General features: G+C 69.1%; 28 protein-coding genes and 1 tRNA gene. 18 read left to right on the forward strand and 11 right to left on the reverse strand.

Going from position 1 to position 24,829, the window contains the following annotated elements:
* The first annotated feature begins 5 nt into the window (after positions 1–5).
* Positions 6–1,412 carry an FAD-binding oxidoreductase gene (locus OG331_RS30520; protein ID WP_406210375.1) on the forward strand — a complete coding sequence of 469 codons (1,407 nt, stop codon included), beginning with the start codon at positions 6–8 and terminating at the stop codon, positions 1,410–1,412.
* Positions 1,413–1,431: 19 nt separating this feature from the next.
* On the opposite strand, the gene OG331_RS30525 is transcribed toward OG331_RS30520, so the two are convergent.
* Entirely contained in the window at positions 1,432–1,845 is a 414-nt protein-coding gene (locus tag OG331_RS30525) for an SsgA family sporulation/cell division regulator (RefSeq protein WP_406202109.1), read from the reverse strand.
* Positions 1,846–2,109: 264 nt separating this feature from the next.
* On the opposite strand from OG331_RS30525, the gene OG331_RS30530 reads away from it, so the two are divergent.
* Both OG331_RS30530 and OG331_RS30535 read left to right on the forward strand, forming a co-directional pair.
* Entirely contained in the window at positions 2,110–3,663 is a 1,554-nt protein-coding gene (locus OG331_RS30530; protein WP_406202111.1) for an RDD family protein, read from the forward strand.
* 89 nt (positions 3,664–3,752) lie between these two features.
* The gene (locus OG331_RS30535; protein WP_406202114.1) at positions 3,753–4,433 is read left to right on the forward strand and encodes an RDD family protein; all 681 of its coding nucleotides are present in this window, start codon (positions 3,753–3,755) and stop codon (positions 4,431–4,433) included.
* Positions 4,434–4,478: 45 nt separating this feature from the next.
* On the opposite strand, the gene OG331_RS30540 is transcribed toward OG331_RS30535, so the two are convergent.
* Complete coding sequence (locus OG331_RS30540) at positions 4,479–4,736, reverse strand: hypothetical protein (RefSeq protein WP_406202117.1); 258 nt, start codon at positions 4,734–4,736, stop codon at positions 4,479–4,481.
* A gap of 391 nt (positions 4,737–5,127) precedes the next feature.
* Here OG331_RS30540 and OG331_RS30545 point away from each other — a divergent pair, with 391 nt between their 5' ends.
* Positions 5,128–7,476 carry an immune inhibitor A domain-containing protein gene (locus tag OG331_RS30545; protein ID WP_406202119.1) on the forward strand — a complete coding sequence of 783 codons (2,349 nt, stop codon included), beginning with the start codon at positions 5,128–5,130 and terminating at the stop codon, positions 7,474–7,476.
* Between the two features lie 146 nt (positions 7,477–7,622).
* The gene (locus tag OG331_RS30550) at positions 7,623–7,967 is read left to right on the forward strand and encodes a hypothetical protein (protein ID WP_328881358.1); all 345 of its coding nucleotides are present in this window, start codon (positions 7,623–7,625) and stop codon (positions 7,965–7,967) included.
* A 40-nt stretch (positions 7,968–8,007) separates the two neighbouring features.
* On the opposite strand, the gene OG331_RS30555 is transcribed toward OG331_RS30550, so the two are convergent.
* Positions 8,008–8,598 (reverse strand): isochorismatase family protein, encoded by a 591-nt coding sequence (locus OG331_RS30555; RefSeq protein ID WP_406202121.1) that lies wholly within the window; start codon positions 8,596–8,598, stop codon positions 8,008–8,010.
* 136 nt (positions 8,599–8,734) lie between these two features.
* Positions 8,735–10,093, reverse strand: a complete 1,359-nt coding sequence (locus OG331_RS30560) for a nicotinate phosphoribosyltransferase (protein WP_406202124.1) — start codon at positions 10,091–10,093, stop codon at positions 8,735–8,737.
* 109 nt (positions 10,094–10,202) lie between these two features.
* Between OG331_RS30560 and clpS the strand changes: the two genes are divergently transcribed.
* The 7 genes from clpS to OG331_RS30595 all read left to right on the forward strand — a co-directional run bounded on the left by clpS (position 10,203) and on the right by OG331_RS30595 (position 15,200).
* Positions 10,203–10,520 (forward strand): ATP-dependent Clp protease adapter ClpS, encoded by a 318-nt coding sequence (clpS, locus tag OG331_RS30565; protein WP_328881361.1) that lies wholly within the window; start codon positions 10,203–10,205, stop codon positions 10,518–10,520.
* A 56-nt stretch (positions 10,521–10,576) separates the two neighbouring features.
* A complete protein-coding gene (locus tag OG331_RS30570; protein ID WP_406202126.1) occupies positions 10,577–11,185 on the forward strand; it encodes a DUF2017 domain-containing protein in 609 nt (202 codons plus the stop codon).
* 340 nt (positions 11,186–11,525) lie between these two features.
* Positions 11,526–12,965 (forward strand): amino acid permease, encoded by a 1,440-nt coding sequence (locus OG331_RS30575; RefSeq protein WP_406202128.1) that lies wholly within the window; start codon positions 11,526–11,528, stop codon positions 12,963–12,965.
* Between the two features lie 245 nt (positions 12,966–13,210).
* The gene (locus tag OG331_RS30580) at positions 13,211–13,657 is read left to right on the forward strand and encodes a Mov34/MPN/PAD-1 family protein (RefSeq protein ID WP_406202131.1); all 447 of its coding nucleotides are present in this window, start codon (positions 13,211–13,213) and stop codon (positions 13,655–13,657) included.
* Positions 13,658–13,755: 98 nt separating this feature from the next.
* Positions 13,756–13,851 carry a putative leader peptide gene (locus OG331_RS30585; protein ID WP_316959376.1) on the forward strand — a complete coding sequence of 32 codons (96 nt, stop codon included), beginning with the start codon at positions 13,756–13,758 and terminating at the stop codon, positions 13,849–13,851.
* Positions 13,852–13,965: 114 nt separating this feature from the next.
* Entirely contained in the window at positions 13,966–14,244 is a 279-nt protein-coding gene (locus tag OG331_RS30590; protein WP_406202134.1) for a MoaD/ThiS family protein, read from the forward strand.
* A 5-nt stretch (positions 14,245–14,249) separates the two neighbouring features.
* Positions 14,250–15,200, forward strand: coding sequence for a cysteine synthase (locus OG331_RS30595; RefSeq protein ID WP_362383002.1), 951 nt, complete (start codon positions 14,250–14,252; stop codon positions 15,198–15,200).
* A 63-nt stretch (positions 15,201–15,263) separates the two neighbouring features.
* Here OG331_RS30595 and OG331_RS30600 read toward each other — a convergent pair whose 3' ends face one another.
* Positions 15,264–15,728 (reverse strand): type II toxin-antitoxin system PemK/MazF family toxin, encoded by a 465-nt coding sequence (locus tag OG331_RS30600; RefSeq protein ID WP_406202136.1) that lies wholly within the window; start codon positions 15,726–15,728, stop codon positions 15,264–15,266.
* 254 nt (positions 15,729–15,982) lie between these two features.
* Between OG331_RS30600 and OG331_RS30605 the strand changes: the two genes are divergently transcribed.
* On the forward strand, positions 15,983–16,735 hold the full coding sequence (locus OG331_RS30605) for an MBL fold metallo-hydrolase (RefSeq protein WP_406202138.1): 753 nt from the start codon (positions 15,983–15,985) through the stop codon (positions 16,733–16,735).
* Positions 16,736–16,840: 105 nt separating this feature from the next.
* Here the strand turns inward: OG331_RS30605 and OG331_RS30610 are convergent, their stop codons facing one another.
* Both OG331_RS30610 and OG331_RS30615 read right to left on the reverse strand, forming a co-directional pair.
* Positions 16,841–18,106: a PTS transporter subunit EIIC gene (locus tag OG331_RS30610; RefSeq protein ID WP_362382996.1), complete on the reverse strand. Its 1,266-nt coding sequence runs from the start codon at positions 18,104–18,106 to the stop codon at positions 16,841–16,843.
* A gap of 187 nt (positions 18,107–18,293) precedes the next feature.
* Complete coding sequence (locus tag OG331_RS30615; protein WP_406202141.1) at positions 18,294–19,586, reverse strand: PTS transporter subunit EIIC; 1,293 nt, start codon at positions 19,584–19,586, stop codon at positions 18,294–18,296.
* A gap of 153 nt (positions 19,587–19,739) precedes the next feature.
* Between OG331_RS30615 and OG331_RS30620 the strand changes: the two genes are divergently transcribed.
* From OG331_RS30620 to rdgB, 4 genes are all read left to right on the forward strand, one after another.
* Entirely contained in the window at positions 19,740–19,973 is a 234-nt protein-coding gene (locus OG331_RS30620; protein ID WP_406202143.1) for a glucose PTS transporter subunit EIIB, read from the forward strand.
* A gap of 118 nt (positions 19,974–20,091) precedes the next feature.
* Positions 20,092–20,829 carry a ribonuclease PH gene (gene rph / locus OG331_RS30625; protein ID WP_391402086.1) on the forward strand — a complete coding sequence of 246 codons (738 nt, stop codon included), beginning with the start codon at positions 20,092–20,094 and terminating at the stop codon, positions 20,827–20,829.
* 147 nt (positions 20,830–20,976) lie between these two features.
* Positions 20,977–21,381 (forward strand): hypothetical protein, encoded by a 405-nt coding sequence (locus OG331_RS30630; protein WP_406202145.1) that lies wholly within the window; start codon positions 20,977–20,979, stop codon positions 21,379–21,381.
* 150 nt (positions 21,382–21,531) lie between these two features.
* Positions 21,532–22,134, forward strand: a complete 603-nt coding sequence (gene rdgB, locus OG331_RS30635; RefSeq protein WP_328881373.1) for an RdgB/HAM1 family non-canonical purine NTP pyrophosphatase — start codon at positions 21,532–21,534, stop codon at positions 22,132–22,134.
* Positions 22,135–22,188: 54 nt separating this feature from the next.
* Here rdgB and OG331_RS30640 read toward each other — a convergent pair.
* From OG331_RS30640 to OG331_RS30650, 3 genes are all read right to left on the reverse strand, one after another.
* Positions 22,189–22,272, reverse strand: a tRNA-Leu gene (locus OG331_RS30640).
* Positions 22,251–22,946 carry an HNH endonuclease gene (locus tag OG331_RS30645; protein WP_406202148.1) on the reverse strand — a complete coding sequence of 232 codons (696 nt, stop codon included), beginning with the start codon at positions 22,944–22,946 and terminating at the stop codon, positions 22,251–22,253. The genes OG331_RS30640 and OG331_RS30645 overlap by 22 nt, the downstream gene beginning before the upstream one ends.
* A complete protein-coding gene (locus OG331_RS30650) occupies positions 22,943–23,605 on the reverse strand; it encodes an HNH endonuclease (RefSeq protein ID WP_406202150.1) in 663 nt (220 codons plus the stop codon). Before OG331_RS30650 ends, OG331_RS30645 begins: the two co-directional genes overlap by 4 nt.
* A 148-nt stretch (positions 23,606–23,753) precedes the next feature.
* Here OG331_RS30650 and OG331_RS30655 point away from each other — a divergent pair, with 148 nt between their 5' ends.
* Positions 23,754–24,296 carry a GNAT family N-acetyltransferase gene (locus tag OG331_RS30655; protein WP_406202152.1) on the forward strand — a complete coding sequence of 181 codons (543 nt, stop codon included), beginning with the start codon at positions 23,754–23,756 and terminating at the stop codon, positions 24,294–24,296.
* Here the strand turns inward: OG331_RS30655 and bcp are convergent.
* Positions 24,277–24,744, reverse strand: coding sequence for a thioredoxin-dependent thiol peroxidase (bcp, locus tag OG331_RS30660; protein WP_406202154.1), 468 nt, complete (start codon positions 24,742–24,744; stop codon positions 24,277–24,279). The two genes, OG331_RS30655 and bcp, sit on opposite strands and share 20 nt — an antisense overlap.
* Positions 24,745–24,829: the final 85 nt, after the last annotated feature.

Consider the following 24,829-nt stretch of genomic DNA (forward strand, 5'->3'; position numbering starts at 1 on the left):
ACGCTGTGATCATGAGCCGTACCGAAGCCGCACCCGACCAGGCCCGGGGTGACCTCACCGAGCGGCTGCTCGCGGGTCTGCCTGCCGAGGCCGTCCTCACCGACCCCGACGTCACGGCCGCCTACGCCAACGACATGGCCAGCTTCTGCCCGGCCGGCGCCCCCGCCGTCGTCGTCCTGCCGCGGACCGTCGAAGAGGTCCAGCACGTCATGCGCACCGCCACCGCCCTGCGCGTCCCGGTCGTCCCGCAGGGCGCCCGGACGGGCCTGTCGGGCGGGGCCAACGCCTCCGACGGCTGCATCGTGCTGTCCCTGACCAAGATGGACCGCATCCTGGAGATCAACCCCGTCGACCGTATCGCCGTCGTCGAGCCCGGCGTCATCAACGCCGCCCTCTCGCGCGCGGTGGGCGAACACGGCCTGTACTACCCGCCGGACCCCTCCAGCTGGGAGATGTGCACGATCGGCGGCAACATCGGCACCGCCTCCGGCGGCCTGTGCTGCGTGAAGTACGGGGTGACCGCCGAGTACGTGCTCGGCCTGGAGGTCGTCCTCGCCGACGGGCGGCTGATGTCCACGGGCCGCCGTACGGCCAAGGGGGTCGCGGGATACGACCTGACCCGCCTCTTCGTCGGCTCCGAGGGCTCGCTCGGCATCGTCGTACGCGCCGTCCTGGCGCTGCGGCCGCAGCCGCCGCAGCAGCTGGTCCTGGCCGCCGAGTTCGCGTCCGCGGCGGCCGCCTGTGACGCGGTGTGCCGGATCATGGCCGGCGGGCATGTGCCGTCGCTGCTGGAGATCATGGACCGTACGACGGTCAAGGCCGTCAACGACCTCGCGCACATGGGGCTGCCGGAGACGACCGAGGCCCTGCTCCTGGCCGCCTTCGACACCCCGGACCCCGCCTCCGACCTCGCCGCCGTGGGCGCCCTGTGCGAGGCGGCCGGCGCCACCCAGGTGGTCCCGGCGGACGACGCGGCCGAGTCCGAACTCCTCCTCCAGGCACGGCGGTTGTCCCTCACCGCGCTGGAGGCGGTGCGCGGCGTGACGATGATCGACGACGTGTGCGTGCCCCGCTCGCGGCTCGGCGACCTGATCGAGGGCGTCGAGCGGATCGCCGAGAAGCACCAGCTCACCATCGGGGTCGTCGCCCACGCCGGCGACGGCAACACCCACCCGACCGTGTGCTTCGACGCGGCCGACCCCGACGAGTCGCGGCGCGCCCGCGAGTCCTTCGACGAGATCATGGCCCTCGGCCTGGAACTCGGCGGCACGATCACCGGCGAGCACGGCGTGGGTGTCCTGAAGAAGGAGTGGCTGGCGCGCGAGATCGGCCCCGTCGGGATCGAGATGCAGCGGGGTGTCAAGCAGGTCTTCGACCCACTGGACATCCTGAACCCGGGCAAGCTGTTCTGATCCGTCCCTCGGGCACCGCTCACTGGGCGAGCAGCTGGTCGAGCGCGTCGTCGATCCCCAGCTGCCCGCCCTCAGTCCCCGGGGGCACCACCCGCAAGGTCCGCTCCAGCCAGGCCGACACCTGCGCCGCGGGTGCCTCCAGCAGCGCGTCGCCGTCCGGCGAACTCAGCGCCATCAGCACCACACTGCGGCGTTCGACTTTCGTCGGCCACACCCGCACGTCCCCGTGCCCGCACGGCCGGAACACCCCCTCCACGAGGAGTTCGCGGGAGAAGGTCCAGTGCACCGGGTGCTCGGAGTTGATGTGGAAGGCGATGTGGACGGCGTACGGATCGTCGCTGTGATAACTCAGCAGCGCCGGCACGCAGACGCTGCGCTCCGGCGACAGGATCAGCCTGAGCTCCAGTTCGCGCTCGACGACGGTGTGCTCCATGGCGTGCGTTCCTCTCTCGTGACGCATGCCTGCCCTGTATGGGCGGGCCCGTACGAGTGGAGAGGGAGCACAGGGGTGGACCATTACGCGGGTTCGCAGAACTTTTTTCCGCCCCCGCTCCCACGGCCGTACCGCACATGTGGAGTACGTGTACGAGGTTGCCCGGAAAGGGGTGGGTCCCACGGGACTGGCGGTGGTTGTTGCGTCGGTCTGATAGATGTGGAGGCCCCTATTTGACCCACGAGCAGATACCGGACGACGGACATGAGCGCCCCAACCCCGGCCCCAGGTGACGACAGGCCCCGCGAAGGGTATTACCCGGACCCGTCCATTCCTGGATATGTCCGGTACTGGAACGGCGCCTCCTGGGTGCCGGGCACCAGCCGTCCGGCGCCGACGGACGGCGAATCGCTCGCGCCGCCGCCCGGCGCGAACCCCGATGGGCCCGCGGCGGCCTCGGTCGAGGAGACCGGCCCGCACTTCTTCGACGAGGAGCCGGTCCAGGGGCCCTTGCCGGCGGACGCCCAGCACGGCAGCCGGCCCGAGCCGGCGTCCGCCTGGGGTGCCGACCCGGCCCACCAGGCCGGCTTCGGCGGCGAGCAGGACCACCGCGTCTCCTGGGGCAACCCGCAGGAGCCCGACCCGAGGGACCCGCGCGCGGCGGCGGCCACGGGCGGCACCGCCCGCACGGACGGCAGCGCCTCGACCCCGCCCGCCGAACCGGACGCGCCCGCCGGCGGCGTCGCCTCCGGTGACACGTTCATGATGCGCAGGCCCGTGGCGGACTCCGGCGGCCAGGCCACTCCCGGCATCCCGGGCCCCGGCGGCCCCGCCCCCGTCGACGGCACCATGGCGATCCGCGCGCTGTCCCCGCGCACGGGGCAGCAGGGAAGGGCGGCCGGGGCGCAGTCCGGGAGCACGGGCGCGTCCGCCGGTTCGGGCGCCGCACGTCCGGACGCGGACCGCCCCTCCGCGGCCGGCGCCCCGCAGGGCCCCGGCTTCGGCGCCGGGAAGGCCGCCGCCGAACGGGCCGCAGTGGCCCAGGGACAGGCTCAGACGGCCGCCGGGGCCGCGGCTGCCGCCCAGGCCGCCACCGGCGCCCCCGAGGCCTTCTCCGGCCCGCAGCAGGCCTCCCCGAGCATCCCCCAGCAGTCCGGCGGCACGCAGCAGCCGCCGGCCGCGGGCGGCACGCCCTTGTCGTCGGGTTCCGGCGGCGGCCAGTCGTCCTGGGCGCAGCAGGTGCACCGGCTCGCGGGCCCCGGCGACGACCAGCCGGTCGCCCCGTGGAAGCCGCCGACCCTGGACCCGTTCCAGGCGGCCGCCATGCGTCAGGCCGCCGCCCGCCCCGCGGGCCTCGGCAAGCGGCTGGCAGCCCGGCTGCTCGACACCGTCGTGCTGGCCGCCGTCACCGCCGTGGCGGCCGTCCCGCTCGGCACCAAGGCGCTCGACCACGTCAACGACAAGATCGACGCCGCCAAGCTCTCCGGCGAGACGGTCACCGTCTGGCTGCTGGACGGCACGACCTCCGCGTATCTCGGCGTCATCCTGGCCGTGCTGCTCCTGTTCGGCGTGGTCTACGAGGTCCTGCCCACCGCCAAGTGGGGCCGCACGCTGGGCAAGAAGCTGCTCGGCCTGGAGGTGCGGGACATCGAGGCCCACGAACCCCCGGTGTTCGGCGCGGCCCTGCGCCGCTGGCTCGTCTACAGCATCCCCGGCCTGCTCGCCGTCGGCGTCGTCGGCGTGCTGTGGTGCCTGTTCGACCGGCCCTGGCACCAGTGCTGGCACGACAAGGTGGCGCGTACGTTCGTTGCGGGCTGACGGCATACAGCAAACGGCCCGGATGATTCCGTAGCCCGGACGGCCCCGCGCGGGATGCGGAGCCGCGCGGTTCGCGGTCGACTCGGGCCATGAGCAGCGAACCGCCTCCCGGCCCCGGTCAGCAGCCCCCGGAAGACGATCCGTTCAAGAAGCAGCCCCCGCCGTCCGGCGGCGCGGGCTCGCCGTACGGTGATCAGCCGCCGTACGGCGACCAGCCTCCGCCTCCCCCCGGCGGCCGGCCCCCGCCCCCCTACGGTGGCGGCGGCCCGTACGGAGGCGACCCGTACGGCGGCGGCGGTCAGCCCGCCGACCCGCTCGCCGGGATGCCGCCGCTCGCCGGCAGCGGCAAGCGCACGCTGGCCCGCATCATCGACATGATCCTGGTGGGCGTCGTCGTCTGGCTGCTCACGTGGGGGTTCGGAGTCACCGAGTACGACGTGGACACCGACAAGGTGGAGTACGGCAAGTCCTTCCTGCAGTCACTCGTCGCCGCCGTGCTCTTCATCGGGTACGACACCTACTTCACCGCCACGACGGGGCAGACGCTCGGCAAGAAGCTGCTCGACATGCGGGTGGCCAACCTCGACAACGGGGCCACGCCCTCCGTGCAGACCTCGCTGATCCGTGCGGCGGTGCTGTGGATCCCGTTCGCGTTCTGCTGCGCCTGCATCTGGACCGTGATCTGCGGTGGCTGGAGCTACTTCGACCGGCCCTACAAGCAGGGCCTGCACGACAAGTCGGCGAAGACGGTGGTGGTCAGCACCAGCTGACGCCGGTGCCGGCAACCGGAGTCGGGTGCCGGCGGCCTGCGTGCGTCAGGACTGGGTCAGGACAGGCTGCTCGGCCTGTTCCCGTTCGGTGCGTACGGGCTTGCGCACCGCCACCACGCGGGGCTTCCTGGGCATGGGCACCGTCATGGCGACCAGCAGCCCGAGCAGAAGCGCCGATACGGCGATGACCGCGATCCCCACGCCCGAACTGGTCTGTGACAGCAGCAGCATGGCGAGCGTCGAGAAGATCACGGTGCACGAGCCGTAGGCGAGCTGTGCGGCAGTCGGACGAGGCATGATCATCGTGTCCTCGGAATCGGGTGTGCACGGGGGTCTCGGCCTGGCTTTCCGCCGACGTCCGGGCGTTCCGCCATCCGACTCTAACGGCGTGCATGCCCGAGTGGAACAAACCGTAAGCGTGACCTGACCAACAGTGCCGGTGCACGGGGGGCGCACGGAGTCATCTCGTCCACCAAGTGGACAGCGACACGCGCCCATTGCCGGAAAGGTCGTCGTCCGCTAAACGAACATGCACTCCGCATAATGCGTTGACCTGTCCAAGTCAAGGTCTGTTTTTTCTGCTTAACCTCTAGTCAAATGTCGTCACTTGACTACACGCGTTCATCAGGCGCCCGCGGAAAATCCACGACCAGGACCCTTCCTTCCGCGTGCCCGGACGCGGGGGAGGAAGCAAGTGACCAGCAGACCCTGGACGTTCCGATCGGCGGCAACCGCCGTCGCGCTCGCGACCGCAGCGGCGACTTTCTCGACCTTCGCGGTGGCTCAGGCCGACGAAGGCGCGCCGGCGGCGTCCGTCGAGCGGCACGACCCGGCGGAGCACACTCACGCCGACCACAACCTCGACGGCCCGATGAGCAAGACTCAGGAGGCGCAGCGCGAGGAGGCACTGAACCAGGTCATATCCGGCCGGACCAAGGTGAAGAAGCGCGACGGCTCGCAGGTCGTCGAGCTGAAGAGCAAGAAGGGCGACAGCAAGTACGTCGAGCTGGGCCGCGAGAAGACCGACAAGATCTTCACGATCCTGGTCGAGTTCGGCGACAAGGTCAGCGAGTTCGGCGGCACGGCCGGCCCGCTGCACAACCAGATAGCCAAGCCCGACCGCAAGAAGGACAACTCCACGGCCTGGAAGGCCGACTACAACCAGAAGCACTTCGAGGACCTGTACTTCGGCACCGGCAAGAAGACCGAGTCGGTCAAGAAGTACTACGAGAAGCAGTCCTCCGGCCGCTACACGGTCGAGGGTGAGGTCTCCGACTGGGTCAAGGTCCCCTACAACGAGGCCCGTTACGGCAACAACGCCTGCGGCCAGACCAACTGCTCCAGCGTCTGGAACGTCGTCAGCGACGGTCTGAACGCGTGGGTCGCCCAGCAGAAGGCAGCTGGGAAGACCGACGCCGAGATCAAGACGGACGTCAAGCAGTTCGACCAGTGGGACCGCTACGACTTCGACGGCGACGGCAACTTCAACGAGTCCGACGGCTACATCGACCACTTCCAGGTCGTGCACGCCGGTGAGGACGAGTCCGCGGGCGGCGGCGCGCAGGGCACCGACGCCATCTGGGCCCACCGCTGGTACGCGTTCGGCACCGACGCGGGTGCCACCGGCCCCGAGGGCAACAAGCTGGGCGGCTCGAAGGTCGGCGACACCGGCGTCTGGGTCGGCGACTACACGGTCCAGCCGGAGAACGGCGGCCTCGGCGTCTACGCCCACGAGTACGGCCACGACCTCGGTCTGCCGGACCACTACGACACCCAGGGCGGGGACAACTCCACCGGCTTCTGGACCCTGATGTCCTCCGGTTCCTGGCTCGGCACCGGCAAGAACGAGATCGGTGACCTGCCGGGCGACATGACCGCCTGGGACAAGCTCCAGCTGGGCTGGCTGAAGTACGACACGGCCAAGGCCGGGACGAACTCGTGGCACAAGCTGGGCGTCGCCGAGTACAACACCAAGCACAAGCAGGCCCTCGTGGTCGACCTGCCCAAGAAGAAGGTCACCACCGAGATCGTCGCCCCGGCGCAGGGCGCGAACCAGTGGTGGAGCGGCAGCGGCGACAACCTCGCCAACACGCTGACCCGCTCGGTGGACCTCACCGGCAAGTCGGCGGCCTCGCTGACCCTCGACGGCTGGTACGACATCGAGGCCGAGTACGACTACCTCTACACCGAGGTCTCCACCGACGGCGGTGCCAACTGGACCGCGGTCGACGGCACGGTCGACGGTGCGGCCATCCCGAAGGACGCGAGCGGCAAGCCGGCGATCACCGGCACGGTTGACGCGTACAAGAAGCTGGCCTTCCCGCTGGACGCCTACGCCGGCAAGAAGATCGACCTGCGCTTCCGCTACCAGACGGACGGCGGCGTGGCCCAGAAGGGCTTCGCGGCCGACCAGATCACCGTGACCGCCGACGGCACGGCCGTGTTCTCCGACAACGCCGAGGCCGCCGACGCCGCTTGGAAGACGAAGGGCTTCTCGCGCATCGGCGCGTCCATCACGGACGACTACGCGCAGTACTACATCGCCGAGAACCGTCAGTACGTGTCGTACGACAAGACCCTGAAGACCGGCCCGTACAACTTCGGCTTCTCGAAGAGCCTTCCGGACTGGGTGGAGCACTACGCGTACCAGAACGGCCTGTTGATCTGGAAGTGGGACACCTCTCAGCAGGACAACAACACCAGCCAGCACCCCGGTACCGGCCTGGTCCTGCCGATCGACTCCCACCCGACCGCGCTGAAGTGGTCCGACGGCACGCTGATGCGCAACCGCATCCAGTCCTACGACTCGCCGTTCAGCAAGTTCCGCACGGACGGCATGTGGCTGCACAACGCGGACGTCGCGACGAAGATCCCGTCGAGTGCGGGGGTGTCGGTCTTCAACGACCGCACCAGCACGTACTACGACGCGGCGAACCCGACCGCGGGTGTCAAGATCACTGACACCAACACCAAGATCAAGATCGTCAAGGAGGCCAAGGACGGCTCGACGATCGAGCTCGAAGTTGGTCCCGCGGTGAAGTAATCCGCATTTTCGCAGGTCAGAGCGCTATCGGCGGTGACCCCCTGGCGGGGTTGCCGCCGATCGTGTTTAGGTGCACCCTGTGCTTCCGTTATTGACACCGGAACCGACATCGACCCTGACATCGACTCGCACGGGGGTGTGACCGCATGGCCGCAGGAGGTTTCTGCAAGCTGCCGACCGGCAGCGTCGTGGTGGCGCTGAACCTGCCCAGACCCACCGCCGACGGCACGGGCTGCGTCCGTGTCCTCGTGCACGCCCACAACCGCGCCCGAGCCCTGACCAGGCTCCGCAATCTGGGCATGCGCGCCGTCTACCTGCGGGGCAACGCCGCCCCGCCGACCCCCGACGAGATCACGGCGGTCCTGCACCACCCCGACGGCCTGATATGGCGAACGGCACCTGACAACGGTGTCGCGATCGCCCCGGACCTCGCCCAGGAGCTGTGGCACCCGATCAGGGCGCTGATGAGGCGCCCGGCGGCACCGGCGTGAGCCACCGCGCGAGGGCCTGTACGAGCCGCCGGGCGACGGACTAGGCGACGACCGGCTTGCCCGTCAGCTCGACGCCCGCCTCGCGCATCTCCTCAAGGGCCCGGTCCGTGGTCTCCGAGGCCACCCCGGCGGTCAGATCCAGCAGCACCTGCGTACGGAAGCCCTCCCGCGCCGCGTCCAGCGCGGTCGCGCGCACACAGTGGTCCGTGGCGATGCCCACCACGTCCACCTCGACGACCTCCCTGGCCCGCAGCCAGTCCGCCAGCCGCACCCCGTTCTCGTCGGCCCCCTCGAACCCGCTGTACGCCGCCGCGTACGCCCCCTTGTCGAACACGGCGTCGATCGAGCCGGACGCGACCGCGGGGGCGAAGTTCGGGTGGAAGCCGACACCCTCCGTGCCGGCGACGCAGTGCGCCGGCCACGAGTGGGCGAAGTCGGGGTTCGTGGAGAAGTGGCCGCCGGGGGCGATGTGGTGATCGCGGGTGGCCACGACGTGCTGATAGCCCGACCCGGCCGCCTGCCCGATCAGCTCGGTGACGGCGGCGGCCACGTCGGCACCGCCGGCCACCGCAAGGCTGCCTCCCTCGCAGAAGTCGTTCTGCACATCTACGACGATCAAGGCGCGGCGCATGGTCGGTGTCCTTCGGTTATGGACGCTGAGGTCGGGCGGTGAGGAGCGTGCGGGCCCGGCCGTGAACCTCCGAGCCTAGAGACTTCGGGTGCGGTGCGGGAGGGGGCATGGAGTGAGCGCGCCGGGCGCACTCGCTTCACGACCCCGTCAGGCTCCCCGAGCGCCCGTTGACATATTCCGTCGGGATGACAGGTTCCCCGCGCGAGAGCTGTGTCGCGGACAGCGGCAGGTTCGCGCGAGCGGCGGTGTGCCGGTCCCGTACGACGTCCAGCGACTCACGGGCCACCACGTCACCGCCCTTGACCAGCTCGACCAGCAGCTGCCGGTCGGCGAGAGCGTCCGGCACCGGCCCGGTGCCGACGACCTCGGCCTCGGCGACGCCGTACTCGTCGAGGCGCCGGGCCGCCCACTTGCGGCCGCCGATGGAGGTCTTGCCGCCGGTGGACTTCTTGGCGACCGGCAGCAGGGGTGCCGTCGGGTCGGTGGACTCCGCGCGGGCGACCAGCTTGTAGACCATCGAGCAGGTCGGATGCCCGGACCCGGTCACCAGCTGGGTGCCGACGCCGTACGCGTCCACCGGCGCCGCCGCCAGCGAGGCGATGGCGTACTCGTCCAGGTCGGAGGTCACGATGATCCTCGTGTCCGTCGCGCCCAGCTCGTCCAGCTGCTGCCGGACCCGGTGCGCGACCAGCAGCAGGTCGCCCGAGTCGATCCGGACGGCGCCCAGCTCGGGTCCGGCGACCTCGACGGCCGTACGGACCGCCTCGGCGACGTCGTAGGTGTCCACGAGCAGCGTGGTGCCCCGGCCCATGGACTTCACCTGGGCCTGGAAGGCGTCCCGCTCCCGGTCGTGCAGCAGCGTGAAGGCGTGGGCGCTGGTGCCGACGGTGGGGATGCCGTAGCGGAAGCCCGCGGCGAGGTCGGAGGTGGAGGTGAAGCCGCCGAGGTACGCCGCCCGGGACGCGGCCACCGCGGCCAGCTCGTGGGTGCGCCGGGCGCCCATCTCGATGAGCGGGCGCTCACCGGCGGCCGACGACATCCTGGACGCGGCCGCGGCGATCGCGGAGTCGTGGTTGAGGACGGAGAGGATCACCGTCTCCAGCAGCACGCACTCGGCGAAGGTGCCCTCGACCCGCATGATCGGCGAGCCCGGGAAGTACACCTCGCCCTCGGGGTAGCCCCAGATGTCGCCGGAGAAGCGGTAGTCCGCGAGCCAGTCCAGGGTCTCCTCGTCGACGATCTTCCGCTCGCGCAGGAAGGCGAGGACGTCCGGGTCGAAGCGGAAGTTCTCGACGGCGTCCAGCACGCGGCCGGTGCCCGCCACGACGCCGTAGCGCCGCCCCTCCGGCAGCCGCCGGGTGAAGACCTCGAACACGCTCCGCCGCTCGGCTGTGCCCGCCTTCATGGCGGCCTGCAGCATCGTGAACTCGTACTGATCCGTGAAGAGCGCCGTCGAGGGAACATCCACCGGCAGCCCAAGGTCCGCTGTGTTCATGGAGATGGATGCTACCCCCATCTCGTCAGTTTGACGATTTGTGGGGTGGACGTCACAACAGGCGCGGTTGCGCAGCCCGTTTGTGCGACCACCCCCCTGCGGTGGCAGCATGGGCACTGTGACGTCACCCGCTCCCCTAGAGATCGAACGCACCGAGTCGGCGGAGGAGGTCTTCGCCGTCCCCGAGCCGGACGTCCCCTGGGTCACCATCGTCCACAACGACCCGGTCAACCTGATGAGCTATGTGACCTACGTCTTCCAGTCGTACTTCGGCTACCCGAAGGACAAGGCCACCAAGCTCATGCTCGACGTCCACCACAAGGGCCGGGCGGTCGTCTCCAGCGGCAGCCGCGAGGAGATGGAGCGCGACGTGCAGGCCATGCATGGCTACGGTCTGTGGGCCACCCTCCAGCAGGACCGCAAATGACAGCTCGCCCGCAGCCCGGGAACCACCGACAGGACCGGAAGTAGCGAACCTCCTCCATGCCAGGAACCTTCGAACCGCTCCCCGGCGGCGGTGCGGCCGTCGCCCTCGACGACGTCGAGATCTCCATCATCCGGTCGCTGGCCGTCCAGCTCCTGGAGCTCATCGGCCCCGGCCCCGCCGAGGACGCCCCCGCCGACCCGCTCGCCGAGCTGTTCAACGACGGGCCGAGCGAACCGCCCGCCGACCCGGTCCTCAAGCGCCTCTTCCCGGACGCCTACGGCGACCCCGAGGGCACCCCGCAGGCCAAGGAGGCCGAGGAGCAGCGGGCGTACTCCGCGGAGTTCCGCCGCTACACCGAGAACGACCTGCGCGCCGGCAAGCGCGACAACGCGCTCACGGTGGTCCGCTGCCTGGACGGGCTCAGCACCGCCTCCGCCGGCGAGGGGGGTGCGGTGCTCAAGCTCTCCGTCGAGGAGTCCCAGCAGTGGCTCAGCGCCCTCAACGACCTGCGCCTGGCCATCGGCTCCCGCCTGGACATCGCCGACGAGGACGACACCGACCTGCTCTACCGGCTCCCGGACGAGGATCCGCGCAAGCCGATGGTGATGGCGTATCTGTGGCTGGGCGGTCTCCAGGAGACGCTGGTCGCCACGCTGCTGCCTTAGATTGCGACGCTTCCGTAGCGATATGTGACGGTTCTGTGTTCGCTCAGCGGACGCTCAAATCCGGATAACGATCGCGTCACCGCCGCCACCCGCCTTGGGGGGCGGCGATCCTTTTGTCCGGTTCTCCTTGTGTGATGCGCCACATGTCCTTTAGTCGATCAGCGTGACGGCCGTGATAAATCTTCACGACGCCCGACGAGCACCACCCGAATGTTCGGCCGGGTGCGCCAGTTGGTCGACGGATCGTCGGCCGGGCACAGCTCCAGCAATCCGGGGGGATCGAGACCCGATCCGAGGCCGACGAAGGGCCCGGGTCGGCATGGAGAAAGGCGCACTACACATGACCTCTGCGAAGGTCACTGACGAGAACGCCACGGGTGCCCCGGAAGAGGGGTACGAGCGAGGCCTCGGCAGCCGTCAGGTCCAGATGATCGCCATCGGCGGCGCCATCGGCGTCGGGCTGTTCATGGGTGCCGGAGCGAACATCGCGAAGGCCGGCCCCAGCATCATCCTCATGTACGCCCTCGCGGGCGTCGTCATCTTCTTCATCATGCGGGCCCTGGGCGAGCTGCTTCTCTACCGGCCCGTCTCCGGCTCCTTCGCCGAGTACGCCCGCGAATTCCTCGGCCCGTTCTTCGGGTTCGTCACGGGCTGGACGTACTGGCTCATGTGGGTGGTCACCGGCATGGCCGAGCTCACGGCCGCCGCGATCTACATCCACTTCTGGTTCCCCGAGATCCCGCAGTGGGTCAGCGCCCTGGTCTTCCTTGTGGTGCTCTTCGGCGTCAACCTGATCTCCGTCAAGATCTTCGGCGAGGTCGAGTTCTGGTTCTCGATGATCAAGGTCACGGCCATCATCGGCATGATCGTCATCGGCCTCGGCGTGCTCACCCTCGGCTTCTCCGACGCCGGTGACACCGCCACCGTCTCCAACCTCTGGTCGCACGACGGCTTCTTCCCGAACGGCATCGGCTCCAGCCTGATGACGCTCCAGGGCGTCATGTTCGCCTACCTCGCCGTCGAGCTCGTCGGCGTCACCGCGGGCGAGTCCGAGAACCCCGAGAAGACCCTGCCCAAGGCCATCAACACGCTGCCCTGGCGCATCATCGTCTTCTACGTCGGCGCGCTGCTGGTGATCCTCTCCGTGGTCAAGTGGACCGAGTTCTCCGCGGGCGAGAGCCCGTTCGTCCACGCCTTCGGCAAGATCGGCATCCCGCTCGCCGCGGGCATCGTCAACTTCGTGGTGCTCACCGCGGCCCTGTCGTCCTGCAACTCCGGCATGTACTCGACCGGCCGGATGCTGCGCGACCTCGCCGCCAACAGCGAGGCACCGCAGGCCTTCGGCAAGCTCAACTCCCGCAAGACGCCCGCCGTCGGCATCACGGTCTCCGTGGCGCTCATGGGCATCGGCGTCGTCCTGAACTACGTCGTCCCGGAGAAGGCGTTCCTCTACGTCACCTCGGTCGCCACCGCGGCAGGCATCTGGACCTGGATGATGATCCTCGTCAGCCACATCCGCTACCGCGCAGCGGTGGACGCCGGCCGACTGCGTGCCTCGTCCTTCCCGGCTCCCGGCGGGGCGCTGTTCAGCTGGGTCGCGCTCATCTTCCTCATCGGCGTGACCTTCATGATCGCGTACGACAAGGACGCGCGGGTCTGCCTGTACGTCGCGGCCGGCTGGGCCGTCGCCCTGGGCCTCGGCTGGGCGTTCCTCAAGCGCCGCAACCCGCAGATCGCGGCCCGCGACGGCGATGAGCCGGAGCTCGAAAAGGTCGGCTAGGCGCTTCGCTGAGGGGGCCGCGAGGTCATTGCCGCGGAAGGCCGTCCGTTGTCTGCGGCGCCGCTGTGGCTGGTCGCGCAGTTCCCCCCGCCCCTTCAGGGGCGTTGCCGAGCTGCTTGTCCAGGACGTCCCGCCGTCGGGAGCACTCGTGGCGCTCCCGACCGCTGCCGCTCAGGGCGTCCGGCATATGGGCCGCCCCGTACCACTCTTCGGTACGGGGCGGCCCTCTGCTTATCCTGACGAGCATGCTGACCATCACCCAGGCCCTCGTCGACCAGATCGTCGCCCACGCGCGCAAGGACCACCCCGACGAGGCGTGCGGCGTCGTGGCGGGCCCGGCGGGCTCGGACCGGCCCGAGCGCTTCATCCCGATGCTGAACGCGGCGATGTCGCCCACCTTCTACGAGTTCGACTCGGGCGATCTGCTCAAGCTCTACCGCGAGATGGACGACCGCGACGAGGAGCCGGTGGTCATCTACCACTCCCACACGGCCACCGAGGCCCACCCCTCGCGCACCGACATCTCCTACGCCAACGAGCCCGGCGCGCACTACGTCCTGGTCTCCACCGCCGACACCGACGGCCTCGGCGAGTTCCAGTTCCGCTCCTTCCGGATCGTCGACGGCGAGGTGACGGAGGAGGAGGTCAAGGTCGTCGAGACGTACCGAGCCGGGCGGACCGCGGCTCACTGAGCCGGTCTGAACAGTGCGGTCTCACTCCCCGGCCGTAAAGCGTCCGCGATGTGGGATCACATTCCGAAAGCCGGACCGGGAATCGATACGATGACCCCATGGTTTTCCACGACGTGAGCGAGAAGACGCCGGGCATGCTGCTCGTGGCGCGGCTGCACGTCGACCTGTGCAGGCTCGCCAGCGCCATCTGTTGACGCTGCCCCTGCCGCCGTACGGCCGTGAGCCGCGGCGCCTCACACGCACCACCCCCGCTGTACTTGCGCTGCCGCGCGCCCCCGACTGACTACTCCCGACAGGAGCCCTGAGCCATGGCCATCGAGGTCCGCATCCCCACCATCCTCCGCACCTACACCGACGGTCAGAAGGCGGTGGAGGGCAGTGGTGAGACCCTCGCCGAGCTGTTCACCGACCTCGAGACCCGGCACGCGGGCATCCACGCCCGCATCGTGGACGACGGCCAGCTGCGCCGCTTCGTCAACGTCTACCTGAACGACGAGGACGTCCGCTTCCTCGACGGCATCAACACCAAGGTCGCCGACGGCGACAACATCACGATCCTGCCGGCCGTGGCCGGCGGTATGGCCTGATCCACATGCGCTACGACTCCCCGCTCGCCGCGGTGGGCAACACCCCTCTGGTGTGCCTGCCGCGGCTGTCGCCGTCCGAGGACGTCCGCATCTGGGCCAAGCTGGAGGACCGCAACCCCACCGGCTCGGTCAAGGACCGCCCCGCTCTGCACATGATCGAGCAGGCGGAGAAGGACGGCCGTCTCACCCCGGGCTGCACGATCCTGGAGCCGACCAGCGGCAACACCGGCATCTCCCTGGCGATGGCGGCGAAGCTCAAGGGCTACCGGATCGTGTGCGTGATGCCCGAGAACACCTCGCAGGAGCGCCGGGACCTGCTCGCCATGTGGGGCGCGGAGATCATCTCCAGCCCCGCAGCGGGCGGCTCCAACACCGCCGTACGGGTCGCCAAGGAGCTGTCCGCCGAGCACCCCGACTGGGTGATGCTCTACCAGTACGGCAACCCCGACAACGCGGGCGCCCACTACGCCACGACCGGCCCGGAGATCCTCGCCGACCTCCCCTCGGTCACCCACTTCGTCGCCGGCCTCGGCACCACGGGCACCCTGATGGGCGTCGGCCGCTATCTGCGCGAGCACAAGCCGGGCGTGAAGATCGTCGCCGCGGAACCCCGCTACGACGATCTCGTCTACGGCCTGCGCAACCTCGACGAGGGCTTCGTACCCGAGCTGTACGACGCCTCCGTCCTGACCACCCGCTTCTCGGTCGGCTCGGCCGACGCGGTCACCCGCACCCGCGAGCTGCTCCAGCAGGAGGGCATCTTCGCGGGCGTCTCCACCGGAGCCGCCCTGCACGCGGCGATCGGCGTGGGCAACAAGGCGCTGAAGGCCGGCGAGAGCGCGGACATCGTGTTCGTCGTCGCCGACGGCGGCTGGAAGTACCTCTCGACCGGCGTCTACACCGCGGCGACGACCGAAGAGGCCATCGAGACGCTCCAGGGGCAGCTCTGGGCGTGAGCCGGTCGGCACGACCTGCCGGCTCGGGGTCCGCGAGGCCCTGACGGGGCGAGTGACGGCGCCCTAGGTGGCGAGGTGACGGACCTGGTCCCAGACGACCGGGTCCATCACCCCCACCCGCCGCCGGAAGTCCGACACCGGGACGTCCCGCAGCTCGCCCGTCTCCAGGAAACTCGCCCGCCCTCGGGTGTCCCCGACCGAGCCCGGCGGCAGCGGAATGACGCCGTACCGCTCGTCGCGGTACTTACTGGTGATCTTCGCGACCGTGACCCGCTTCCCGCGCACCGCGAGCACCAGACAGGGCCGGTCCTTTGCGCCCGGCCCGTCCTCGTAGGGCACGTTCGCCCACCAGATCTCCGCGGGCTCGGGACGAGCGGTGGTGCGCCCCCGCGTACGTCCCCCGGGCCGCGCCGGCGGCCGGGTCCGCCGCCCCTTGGGCCGCCGTCCGCGCCCCCATCCGTCCACGAGCGTGGCGATGAGCGCGAGCAGTACCACCGCCGCGAGGGCGAGCCACCAGGACGTGTCCATGGGCACGAAGGTACCGGCGCGCGCCCACTCCGCGCGCCGTCACTTCCGCCTCATGCTCCCCCACAGCCCTAAAGGCGTGGGAGGTACCCCCACCGCATCCAGCCGAACGCGTGACACCACAGGTGAGTTCGCCCACAACAGCCCTTGGCGGAGGAGCGACCAAAGGTTTTGCGCCTTACGCTCGACAAACCGCACGACCCCCGACGCCAACCTTCTCGATCTTCTCATTTTCCGCCAGCGGAGGTTTCTGTTTCATGAAGCTCACCGTCGTCGGCTGCTCGGGGTCGTTCCCGTCCGCGGAATCGGCCTGCTCGAGCTACCTCGTCGAGGCCGACGGCTTCCGGCTGCTTCTCGACATGGGCAACGGCGCCCTGGGCGAGCTGCAGCGCCACTGCGGTCTCTACGACCTCGACGCGATCTTCCTCAGCCATCTGCACGCCGACCACTGCATCGACATGTGCGCGTACTTCGTGGCGCGCTACTACCGGCACGACGGCGGTCGCTGCGACCCGCTCCCGGTCTACGGCCCCGAGGGCACGGAGCATCGGCTGACCACCGCCTACGCCGACACCCCCACCGCCTCGTCCATGAGCGAGGTCTTCGACTTCCACACGGTCAAGCCGTCCACCTTCGAGATCGGCCCGTTCACGGTGCACACGGAACGCGTGGCCCACCCCGTCGAGGCGTACGGCATCCGGATCGAACACGGTGGAAGGACGCTGACCTACTCCGGCGACACCGGCGTCAGCGCGGCCCTGGACGAACTGGCCCGCGACGCCGACCTGTTCCTGTGCGAGGCCGCTTTCACGCACGGCAAGGAGAACATCCCCGACCTGCACCTCAACGGCCGCGAGGCGGGTGAGTCGGCGGCCCGCGCAGGAGCCCGCCGCCTGGTCCTCACCCACATCCCGCCGTGGACCGACCCCCGGGTCAACCTGGCCGACGCGCGTGAGGTCTACGACGGTCCGGTGGCGCTCGCGGCGCCCAGGCAGACGTACGAGCTCTAGCCCGGTCGGAAACCGGCCCGTGCGGGGGTTCAGGTCCGGATGCGCCCGAAGGCCCCGGAACCTCATCGGTTCCGGGGCCTTCGTCGTCGTTACCGGGGCGAACGGCTACTTCGCCTCGGCCTTCTGGAGTTCGGCGAGCTCCTCGTCGGACTCGCGGCCCGGCGTCGGCAGGTTGAACTTCGTGATCGCGAAGCGGAAGACCACGTAGTAGACCGCGGCGAAGCACAGACCCACCAGGGCCAGGCCCCACGGGTTGGTGGCGATGCCGAGGTTCAGGCCGAAGTCGACCGCGCCGGCCGAGAAGCCGAAGCCGTCCTTCATGCCGAGTGCCCAGGTCAGCGCCATGGAGACACCTGTCAGCACCGCGTGGATCGCGTACAGGACCGGCGCGATGAACATGAAGGTGAACTCGATGGGCTCGGTCACGCCCGTGACGAACGAGGTCAGCGCGAGGGAGAACATCATGCCGCCGACGACCTTGCGGCGCTCGGGGCGGGCGCAGTGCACGATCGCCAGACAGGCGGCCGGCAGGGCGAACATCATGATCGGGAAGAAGCCGGTCATGAACTGTCCGGCCGTCGGGTCACCGGCCAGGAAGCGGGCGATGTCGCCGCTCTTGCCCTCGTACTCGCCCGCCTGGAACCAGGGGAAGGAGTTCAGCAGGTGGTGCATGCCGATCGGGATCAGCGCACGGTTGGCGACACCGAAGATGCCGGCGCCGACCGCGCCCGAACCGACCAGCCACTCACCGAAGTTGTGCAGACCGGTGCCGAGGACGGGCCAGATGTAGCCGAAGACGATGCCGATCAGCAGACCCGCGAAGGCGGAGAGGATCGGCACCAGGCGACGGCCGCCGAAGAAGCCCGCCCAGTCGGGCAGCTTGGTGCGGTAGAAGCGCTGGTAGAGGAGGGCGACGACGATGCCCATGACCACGCCGCCGAGGACCTTGGCGTCCACCGCCTGCTCGACCATGACGATCTTGCCGTCGACTATGGCTTCCTTCTTGGGCAGGCTGCCGTCGGTGAACGTGCCCAGCACGTTCTTGAAGACCAGGTAGCCGACGACCGCCGCGAGCGCGGTCGAGCCGTCCGACTTCTTCGCGAAGCCGATCGCGATGCCCACTGCGAAGAGCAGGGCCATGTTGTCGAGGATGGCGTTGCCGCCTGCGGTCATGAAGCCCGCGATCTTCGTCAGGAAGGCGGGGTACTCCGGGTCGCCGAGCATGTCGGCGTTGCCGAAGCGGACCAGCAGCGCGGCGGCGGGGAGCACAGCCACCGGCAGCATCAGGCTGCGGCCGATGCGCTGCAGGACAGCCATCGCGCCGGCGCCCTTCTTCTTGTCGGCCGCGGGAGCGGCGCTGGCCGTGGTCACAACTTCCTCCAGAGGGCATGGCGCCGCCCGGGGAAAAAGGCTGGGGACGGCGGCGTCTCATCGCCATGCGGAAACGCCGCATGGTCTACACCACTTAGTGGTGTAGACCTGTTGTAGCACGGTGAAGGGCGGATAAGGAACCCGCGATATCTGTGACGAATCGGCTACGCCGCCCCCGGCGAACCGGCTACGCCTTCGTCGTGTCCTCGACCTCCTCGTCCGGCTCCCTACCCGGCGTCTTGAGATCAAACTTCGTGATCGCGAACCGGAAGATCGCGTAATAGACGACGGCGAAACACAGACCGATGGGAATGATCGCCCAGGGTCTCGTGGCCAGATTCCAGTTGATGATGTAGTCGATCAGCCCGGCCGAGAAGCTGAACCCGTCATGGACCCCCAGCGCCCAGGTCACCGCCATCGACACACCCGTCAGCAACGCGTGCACCGCGTACAGCAGGGGCGCGATGAAGAGGAACGAGTACTCGATCGGTTCCGTGATACCGGTGACGAAGGACGTCAGGGCCACCGACGTCATCAGACCGCCGACCTCCTTGCGGCGGCTCGGCTTGGCGCAGTGGGTCATGGCCAGGGCCGCGGCCGGCAGAGCGAACATCATGATCGGGAAGAAGCCCGAGGTGAACTGACCGGCGTCCGGGTCGCCCGCGAGGAACATGTTGATGTCGCCGTGCACGACCTCGCCGTCGGGCGTGGTGTAGGTCCCGAACTGGAACCAGATGGGCACGTTCAGGAACTGGTGCAGGCCCACCACCAGCAGTGCGCGGTTCGCGATGCCGAACACTCCCGCGCCCCACGCGTCCAGGTCGCTCATCCAGTCGCTGAAGCTCTCCAGCGCGTCACCGATCGGCGGCCAGACCCACAGACACAGCACCGCGAACACGATCGCCACGAACGCCATGATGATCGGGACGAGACGCCGCCCGTTGAAGAAGCCGAGCCAGTCCACCAGCTTCGTACGGTGATAGCGGGCCCAGAAGAACGCGGCCAGCAGGCCGATGACGATGCCGCCGAAGACACCGGGATTCTGGTACTCGAAGACGGTCACCGTCCCGTCCTCCACCTGGCAGCCGACGTTCGGGACCGCCGTCGAGCCGCCCGGGCAGTCCTCCGGGAACTCGCGCAGCACGGTGTAGTAGACGAGGAACCCCACGACCGCCGCCAGCGCCGTCGAGCCGTCCGCCTTCTTCGCCATGCCGATGGCCACGCCCACGCAGAACAGCAGCGGCAGACCGAGCGAACCGTCGAGCAGCGCGCTGCCCGCGCCGTCCATCACCTTCGAGACGTTGTCCCAGCCCAGCCCCTCGTCGCCGAACACGTCCGGCTGTCCGAGCCGGTTGAGGATGCCGGCGGCGGGCAGGACTGCGATCGGGAGCTGAAGGCTGCGGCCCATCTTCTGCAGGCCCTGGAACGCTGTGTTCCAACGAGCGCGCGCCGGGCTGATGGCGGAGCTGTCGGCACTCATGGACGCCCCTCGGTAAGGTGGTGTAGACCAGTTGTCGTCGGACGGTTCCGCTGTCGTGAACGCCATCCTTCGGCACCTACGACATGACCGCTCGCAAAGATGGGCCAACTGTGGGTTACTGCGACAAAGCGGTTCGGATCAGGGAGAAGGAACATGGCCAGCAAGGCTGAGAAGATCGTCGCCGGGCTCGGTGGCATCGACAACATCGAGGAGATCGAGGGCTGCATCACCCGGCTCCGCACCGAGGTCAGCGACCCCTCGCTGGTGAACGACACCGCCCTGAAGGCCGCCGGCGCCCACGGCGTCGTAAAGATGGGCACCGCCATCCAGGTCGTCATCGGCACCGACGCCGACCCGATCGCGGCGGAGATCGAAGACATGATGTGAAGCGCGGGCATCGTCCCGGGCTTCAGCCCCTGACGGCCCCCGCTTCACCTCCGAGGGCCCCTGCCACCACGGGAGGGGCCCTTCCACAACTCGGGCTAGGCTCGACGCCATGTCCTCACTGCCTCGAATCGACGGCCGCACTCCCGAACAGCTCCGCCCGGTCACCATCGAACGCGCCTGGAGCAAGCACGCAGAGGGCTCCGTCCTCGTCTCCTTCGGCGACACGAAGGTCCTGTGCACCGCCTCCTTCACCGAAGGCGTCCCGCGCTGGCGCAAGGGCAGCGGCGAGGGCTGGGTCACCGCGGAGTACGCCATGCTGCCGCGCGCCACCAACACCCGCGGCGACCGCGAATCCGTCCGGGGCAAGATCGGCGGCCGTACGCACGAGATCAGCCGCCTCATCGGCCGCTCCCTGCGCGCGGTCATCGACTACAAGGCCCTCGGCGAGAACACGATCGTCCTCGACTGCGACGTCCTCCAGGCCGACGGCGGCACCCGCACCGCCGCCATCACCGGCGCCTACGTCGCCCTCGCCGACGCCATCGCCTGGGCCCAGGGCAAGAAGCTGATCAAGCCCGGCCGCAAGCCGCTGACCGGCACCGTCAGCGCCGTCTCGGTCGGCATCGTCGCCGGCGTGCCGCTCCTCGACCTGCGCTACGAGGAGGACGTGAAGGCCGACACCGACATGAACGTCGTCTGCACCGGCGACGGCCGCTTCGTCGAGGTCCAGGGCACCGCCGAGGCCGAACCCTTCGCCCGGGAAGAGCTCAACTCCCTGCTGGACCTGGCGGTTTCGGGCTGCGGCGAGCTGGCGGACCTGCAGCGCAAGGCCCTTGATACGGTCCTCGAAAAGTAAAGGGCGCACCAAGAACAGTTGCGGCTTCGGGCAACCGTGCTGCCATTCCTGGCGTCACTAGGGGTACGGGCGTACGGCACACCGCTGTGCGCCCGGCCAATGCACAACGGGGGCCTGCGAGGCCTGAGCAGGGAGGGAACGTCAAGCATGGCCACGAGCCGACGCCGCCGGAGCCGAATCGCCATAACCGCCGCAGCCATTGCGGCAGTCGGGCTGACGGCCGGGCTGACCACCGGCTGCGATGCCGTCAACAAGGCGCTGGACTGTGTCAGCACCGCCGACGCCATCGCCGACAGCGTGACGGAACTCCAGCAGGCCGTGGAGGGCGCCGCGAACGACCCGACGCAGCTCGAGGAGTCGCTGACCTCCATCGACAAGAACCTCGACAAGATCGGCGACAAGACGGACAACGCCGACGTCAACAAGGCGGTGGACGACCTCCAGCAGGCCGTCACCAACGTCCGCGACTCCGTGAAGAACGGCGACGAGACCCCGGACATCAGCCCGGTCACCGACGCGGCGGGCGAGCTGACCAAGGTCTGCACGCCGTAGCTGCGCCGGCCGGGCCGAGTGCGTCCGCCTGGTTGCGGTGCTCGGTCCGGCGCGGGTGCGTCATGGCTGGTCGCGCAGTTCCCCACGCCCCTAGTGGGGCGCGGCCGAGGGGGCGTCAACGAGCATGGCGCTCCCGGGATACTGGTCCCCATGACCCGCCTCATCCTCGCCACGCGTAACGCCGGAAAGATCACCGAGCTCAGGGCGATCCTCGCCGACGCAGGCCTGCCTCACGACCTCGTCGGCGCGGACGCCTACCCGGAGATCCCCGACGTCAAGGAAACCGGCGTCACCTTCGCCGAGAACGCCCTGCTGAAGGCCCACGCCCTGGCACAGGCCACCGGCCTGCCGGCGGTCGCCGACGACTCGGGCCTGTGCGTCGACGTCCTGAACGGCGCCCCCGGCATCTTCTCGGCCCGCTGGGCAGGCCGGCACGGCGACGACAGGGCCAACCTGGAGCTGCTCCTCGCCCAGCTGGGCGACATCGACGAAGCCCACCGCGGCGCCCACTTCGCCTGCGCGGCGGCACTCGCCCTGCCGGACGGCACGGAGCGGGTGGTCGAGGGGCAGTTGCGGGGCGTCCTGCGCCAGACGCCGGTCGGCACGCACGGCTTCGGCTACGACCCGATCCTCCAGCCGGACGGCGAGACCCGGACCTGCGCCGAGCTGAGCCCCGAGGAGAAGAACGCGATCAGCCACCGGGGGAAGGCTTTCCGGGCGCTGGTGCCGGTGGTTCGGGAGTTGTTGGGCTGAGGCCCACAAGGAAACGGCCTGCGCATCGATCCTTCGATTCGCAGGCCGTTCATGTGCGGCGGAAGGGATTCGAACCCTCAAGCCCTATCAGGGCCACAGGACCTAAACCTGCTGTGTCAACCGTTGCACCACCGCCGCTCGCTGCCTGCCATCGTACCGGGAGGTGCTTGATGTCTCTTCCCTCCTCTGCACCAGGTACTCGTGACGGCATGACAGTTCGGGCACAGCAGCCGCAGGTTTTCGCGCCGGTCGTCGCTCCGGTCCCCGTTGATGTGATCGACCTCCAGCGTCATGGGCTTGCCGAGCCACTCGGGGCCCAGCCCGCACCGGGCGCACTCATCGCCAACACCGACTCCCAGAAGTGCGCGACGCAGCCGCTTGGTCGTGGTCCGATCTGTGCCGCTGTGCTGGACCAGCACCTCGTGCGGGGGCTTGGCGTTCACTGGCGTTTTGCCCCGTTGATGGGCCTGCCCCAGAAAGTGCGCGGTCGAGATCTCGTGCTCGGCGATCCACTTGTGCAGCTGGGTGCGCTGGGTGCCGTTGCCCGGGCGGTTCAGACGGCGCAGTACTTCTGCGATGGAGGTCGACTCGCATACGGCTGCGCGTAGTTCGCGCTCCGTGGGGCGCGGGCGCCTGCCGCACGGGCGGAAGTGCGAGATGTCGATGCCGAAGTGAGCGAAACGTCCGACGAGGTAGCGACGGAGATTCCCGTACGGTCGGGTGCCGAAGAAAGCGATGACCTCGTCGATGTCGTGACACGCGCGGGCCGCTTCGATCAGTCCCTCACGGGTGTACTGGGTGCCGCTGGTCATGAGGCCCGGCCCCTGGCGCCCCGCTTGCCGCGCCCTCGGTAACTGTCGGTTGTCGAGTGGCAGTTGGGGCACAGCAGCCTCAGGTTTCGGATTCGGTTGTTCCGCCAGTTGCCGTCGATGTGGTCGACCTCAAGAGGAAGCGGTTCGCCGAGCCACACCGGTTCGATCGAGCACAGAGCGCAGCACTCCGTGACGCCCAGCTCGCGCATGGCCCGCTTGGGCCGGCTGCTCGGTACGCGCGTGGCCCCTGCCCAGGTGTCCTCGACGAGGATCTCCTCGGCCGTCCGGCGGCGCTGATTGTTCCGCTGCCGCTCAGTGCGGGCCGCCGGCGTGAAGTGCGAGGTGTCGAGGCCATAGGCCTTGATGCGTCTGGAGATGTTCGTGTGGTGGCCTCCGACGACTTCGAGCCCGAGCCTGCGCAGAACCTCGTTGACGCTCCTCGACGCCGCGACCACCGGCTCGAGGACCTCCCTCGTCCACTTGGCGCCCTCCCGCTCGAAGTGCGAGATGTTCACCCCGAGCTTCTTCATTCGCTCGTGGATGTACCGCCGCTTCCAGCTCTTCGGGTCCACCCCCAACCTCCCCAACGCCTCCGACAACGTCCGAGCCCCCCGAGCCGCCTCCTCCAACCGCTCCTTCGTGTACGCACTGGCCCCCATGGCGCTCCCTCCGTCCTCGGCCGCATGTTCATGGCTCGCACGGAGCAACGAACCGCTTATCGGACGGTCACGGCAGGGCTGATATGGTGTGGATCACCAGGCAAGCCTTCCGGGCTCGGGCAACCGAGCGCCCCGGGAGGCTTTTTTCATGACCATTCACCCAGCGCAGCCCAGCAGGCGTACCCCACCCGGCGACCTCACGGTCCGTCGAGCCGTTCCCGCCGACCGCCCCGCCGTCGAACGGCTCTGGCTGATGTTCAGGCACGACATGTCGGAGTTCGGCGGGCACCTGCCCAACCCGGACGGGACGTTCCGCAGGGAGCGGCTGGAGGCTGCCTTCAGTGGCTCCGCCGACTGGGCGCCGTACCTCGTCAGCAGTGGCGACAGTGCTGCCGGGTTTGCGTTCGTGCGGGGTCTCACCGGGCCCGTACGGGTGCTGAACAGCTTCTTCGTCGTGCGCGGAATCCGGCGTACGGGAATCGGCCTGCAAGCCGTTCGGGACGTCGTCGCCCTGCACCCGGGGCGTTGGGAGATCGCCTTTCAGGACGCCAACAGGGGCGCGGTCCTTTTCTGGAGGCGGGTGGCGGAGGAAATGGCTCCGGGGGTATGGAAAGAGGAGCGCAGGCCAGTGCCCGGGCGGCCTGACCTGGCTCCTGACCTCTGGGTTTCGTTCAGATACCCAAGTCCTTGATGATCTTCGCCACGTGTCCCGTCGCCCGCACGTTGTACAGGGCCCGCTCGACCTTGCCCTCCTCGTCCACGACGATCGTGGAGCGGATGACGCCCATGTAGGTCTTGCCGTAGTTCTTCTTCTCGCCGTAGGCGCCGTAGGTCTCGGTGACCGTCTTCTCCGGGTCGGCCAGGAGCGTGACCTTCAGGGACTCCTGCTCGCGGAACTTGGCGAGCTTCTCCGGCTTGTCGGGGGAGACGCCGATGACGTCGTAGCCGGCGCCGGCCAGCAGCTCCAGGTTGTCCGTGAAGTCGCAGGCCTGCTTGGTGCAGCCGGGCGTCAGGGCGGCCGGGTAGAAGTAGACGATGACCTTGCGGCCCTTGTGGTCCGACAGGGACACGTCGTTGCCGTCGGCGTCGGGCAGGGTGAAGGCGGGGGCCACGTCCCCCGGCTGGAGTCGCTCGCTCATCGAACCAGCGTAACCGGGGAGCCTGACAGTGCGGTCCGGCATGGAACTGACAGACTGTCCGGAAACAGCATCAGCTTCACTTCGG

This window comes from Streptomyces sp. NBC_01017 (assembly GCF_045162795.1).
Lineage (GTDB): Bacteria > Actinomycetota > Actinomycetes > Streptomycetales > Streptomycetaceae > Streptomyces > Streptomyces machairae.

What these genes read in the sequence shown, in the direction of transcription:
- OG331_RS30525 (WP_406202109.1), bottom strand. Translation starts at nt 1,845, where the DNA reads ATGGAGCACACCGTCGTCGAGCGCGAACTGGAGCTCAGGCTGATCCTG.
- OG331_RS30530 (WP_406202111.1), top strand. Translation starts at nt 2,110, where the DNA reads ATGAGCGCCCCAACCCCGGCCCCAGGTGACGACAGGCCCCGCGAAGGG.
- OG331_RS30535 (WP_406202114.1), top strand. Translation starts at nt 3,753, where the DNA reads ATGAGCAGCGAACCGCCTCCCGGCCCCGGTCAGCAGCCCCCGGAAGAC.
- OG331_RS30540 (WP_406202117.1), bottom strand. Translation starts at nt 4,736, where the DNA reads ATGATCATGCCTCGTCCGACTGCCGCACAGCTCGCCTACGGCTCGTGC.
- OG331_RS30550 (WP_328881358.1), top strand. Translation starts at nt 7,623, where the DNA reads ATGGCCGCAGGAGGTTTCTGCAAGCTGCCGACCGGCAGCGTCGTGGTG.
- OG331_RS30555 (WP_406202121.1), bottom strand. Translation starts at nt 8,598, where the DNA reads ATGCGCCGCGCCTTGATCGTCGTAGATGTGCAGAACGACTTCTGCGAG.
- OG331_RS30560 (WP_406202124.1), bottom strand. Translation starts at nt 10,093, where the DNA reads ATGAACACAGCGGACCTTGGGCTGCCGGTGGATGTTCCCTCGACGGCG.
- clpS (WP_328881361.1), top strand. Translation starts at nt 10,203, where the DNA reads ATGGGCACTGTGACGTCACCCGCTCCCCTAGAGATCGAACGCACCGAG.
- OG331_RS30570 (WP_406202126.1), top strand. Translation starts at nt 10,577, where the DNA reads ATGCCAGGAACCTTCGAACCGCTCCCCGGCGGCGGTGCGGCCGTCGCC.
- OG331_RS30575 (WP_406202128.1), top strand. Translation starts at nt 11,526, where the DNA reads ATGACCTCTGCGAAGGTCACTGACGAGAACGCCACGGGTGCCCCGGAA.
- OG331_RS30580 (WP_406202131.1), top strand. Translation starts at nt 13,211, where the DNA reads ATGCTGACCATCACCCAGGCCCTCGTCGACCAGATCGTCGCCCACGCG.
- OG331_RS30585 (WP_316959376.1), top strand. Translation starts at nt 13,756, where the DNA reads ATGGTTTTCCACGACGTGAGCGAGAAGACGCCGGGCATGCTGCTCGTG.
- OG331_RS30590 (WP_406202134.1), top strand. Translation starts at nt 13,966, where the DNA reads ATGGCCATCGAGGTCCGCATCCCCACCATCCTCCGCACCTACACCGAC.
- OG331_RS30595 (WP_362383002.1), top strand. Translation starts at nt 14,250, where the DNA reads ATGCGCTACGACTCCCCGCTCGCCGCGGTGGGCAACACCCCTCTGGTG.
- OG331_RS30600 (WP_406202136.1), bottom strand. Translation starts at nt 15,728, where the DNA reads ATGGACACGTCCTGGTGGCTCGCCCTCGCGGCGGTGGTACTGCTCGCG.
- OG331_RS30605 (WP_406202138.1), top strand. Translation starts at nt 15,983, where the DNA reads ATGAAGCTCACCGTCGTCGGCTGCTCGGGGTCGTTCCCGTCCGCGGAA.
- OG331_RS30615 (WP_406202141.1), bottom strand. Translation starts at nt 19,586, where the DNA reads ATGAGTGCCGACAGCTCCGCCATCAGCCCGGCGCGCGCTCGTTGGAAC.
- OG331_RS30620 (WP_406202143.1), top strand. Translation starts at nt 19,740, where the DNA reads ATGGCCAGCAAGGCTGAGAAGATCGTCGCCGGGCTCGGTGGCATCGAC.
- OG331_RS30630 (WP_406202145.1), top strand. Translation starts at nt 20,977, where the DNA reads ATGGCCACGAGCCGACGCCGCCGGAGCCGAATCGCCATAACCGCCGCA.
- rdgB (WP_328881373.1), top strand. Translation starts at nt 21,532, where the DNA reads ATGACCCGCCTCATCCTCGCCACGCGTAACGCCGGAAAGATCACCGAG.
- OG331_RS30645 (WP_406202148.1), bottom strand. Translation starts at nt 22,946, where the DNA reads ATGACCAGCGGCACCCAGTACACCCGTGAGGGACTGATCGAAGCGGCC.
- OG331_RS30650 (WP_406202150.1), bottom strand. Translation starts at nt 23,605, where the DNA reads ATGGGGGCCAGTGCGTACACGAAGGAGCGGTTGGAGGAGGCGGCTCGG.
- OG331_RS30655 (WP_406202152.1), top strand. Translation starts at nt 23,754, where the DNA reads ATGACCATTCACCCAGCGCAGCCCAGCAGGCGTACCCCACCCGGCGAC.
- bcp (WP_406202154.1), bottom strand. Translation starts at nt 24,744, where the DNA reads ATGAGCGAGCGACTCCAGCCGGGGGACGTGGCCCCCGCCTTCACCCTG.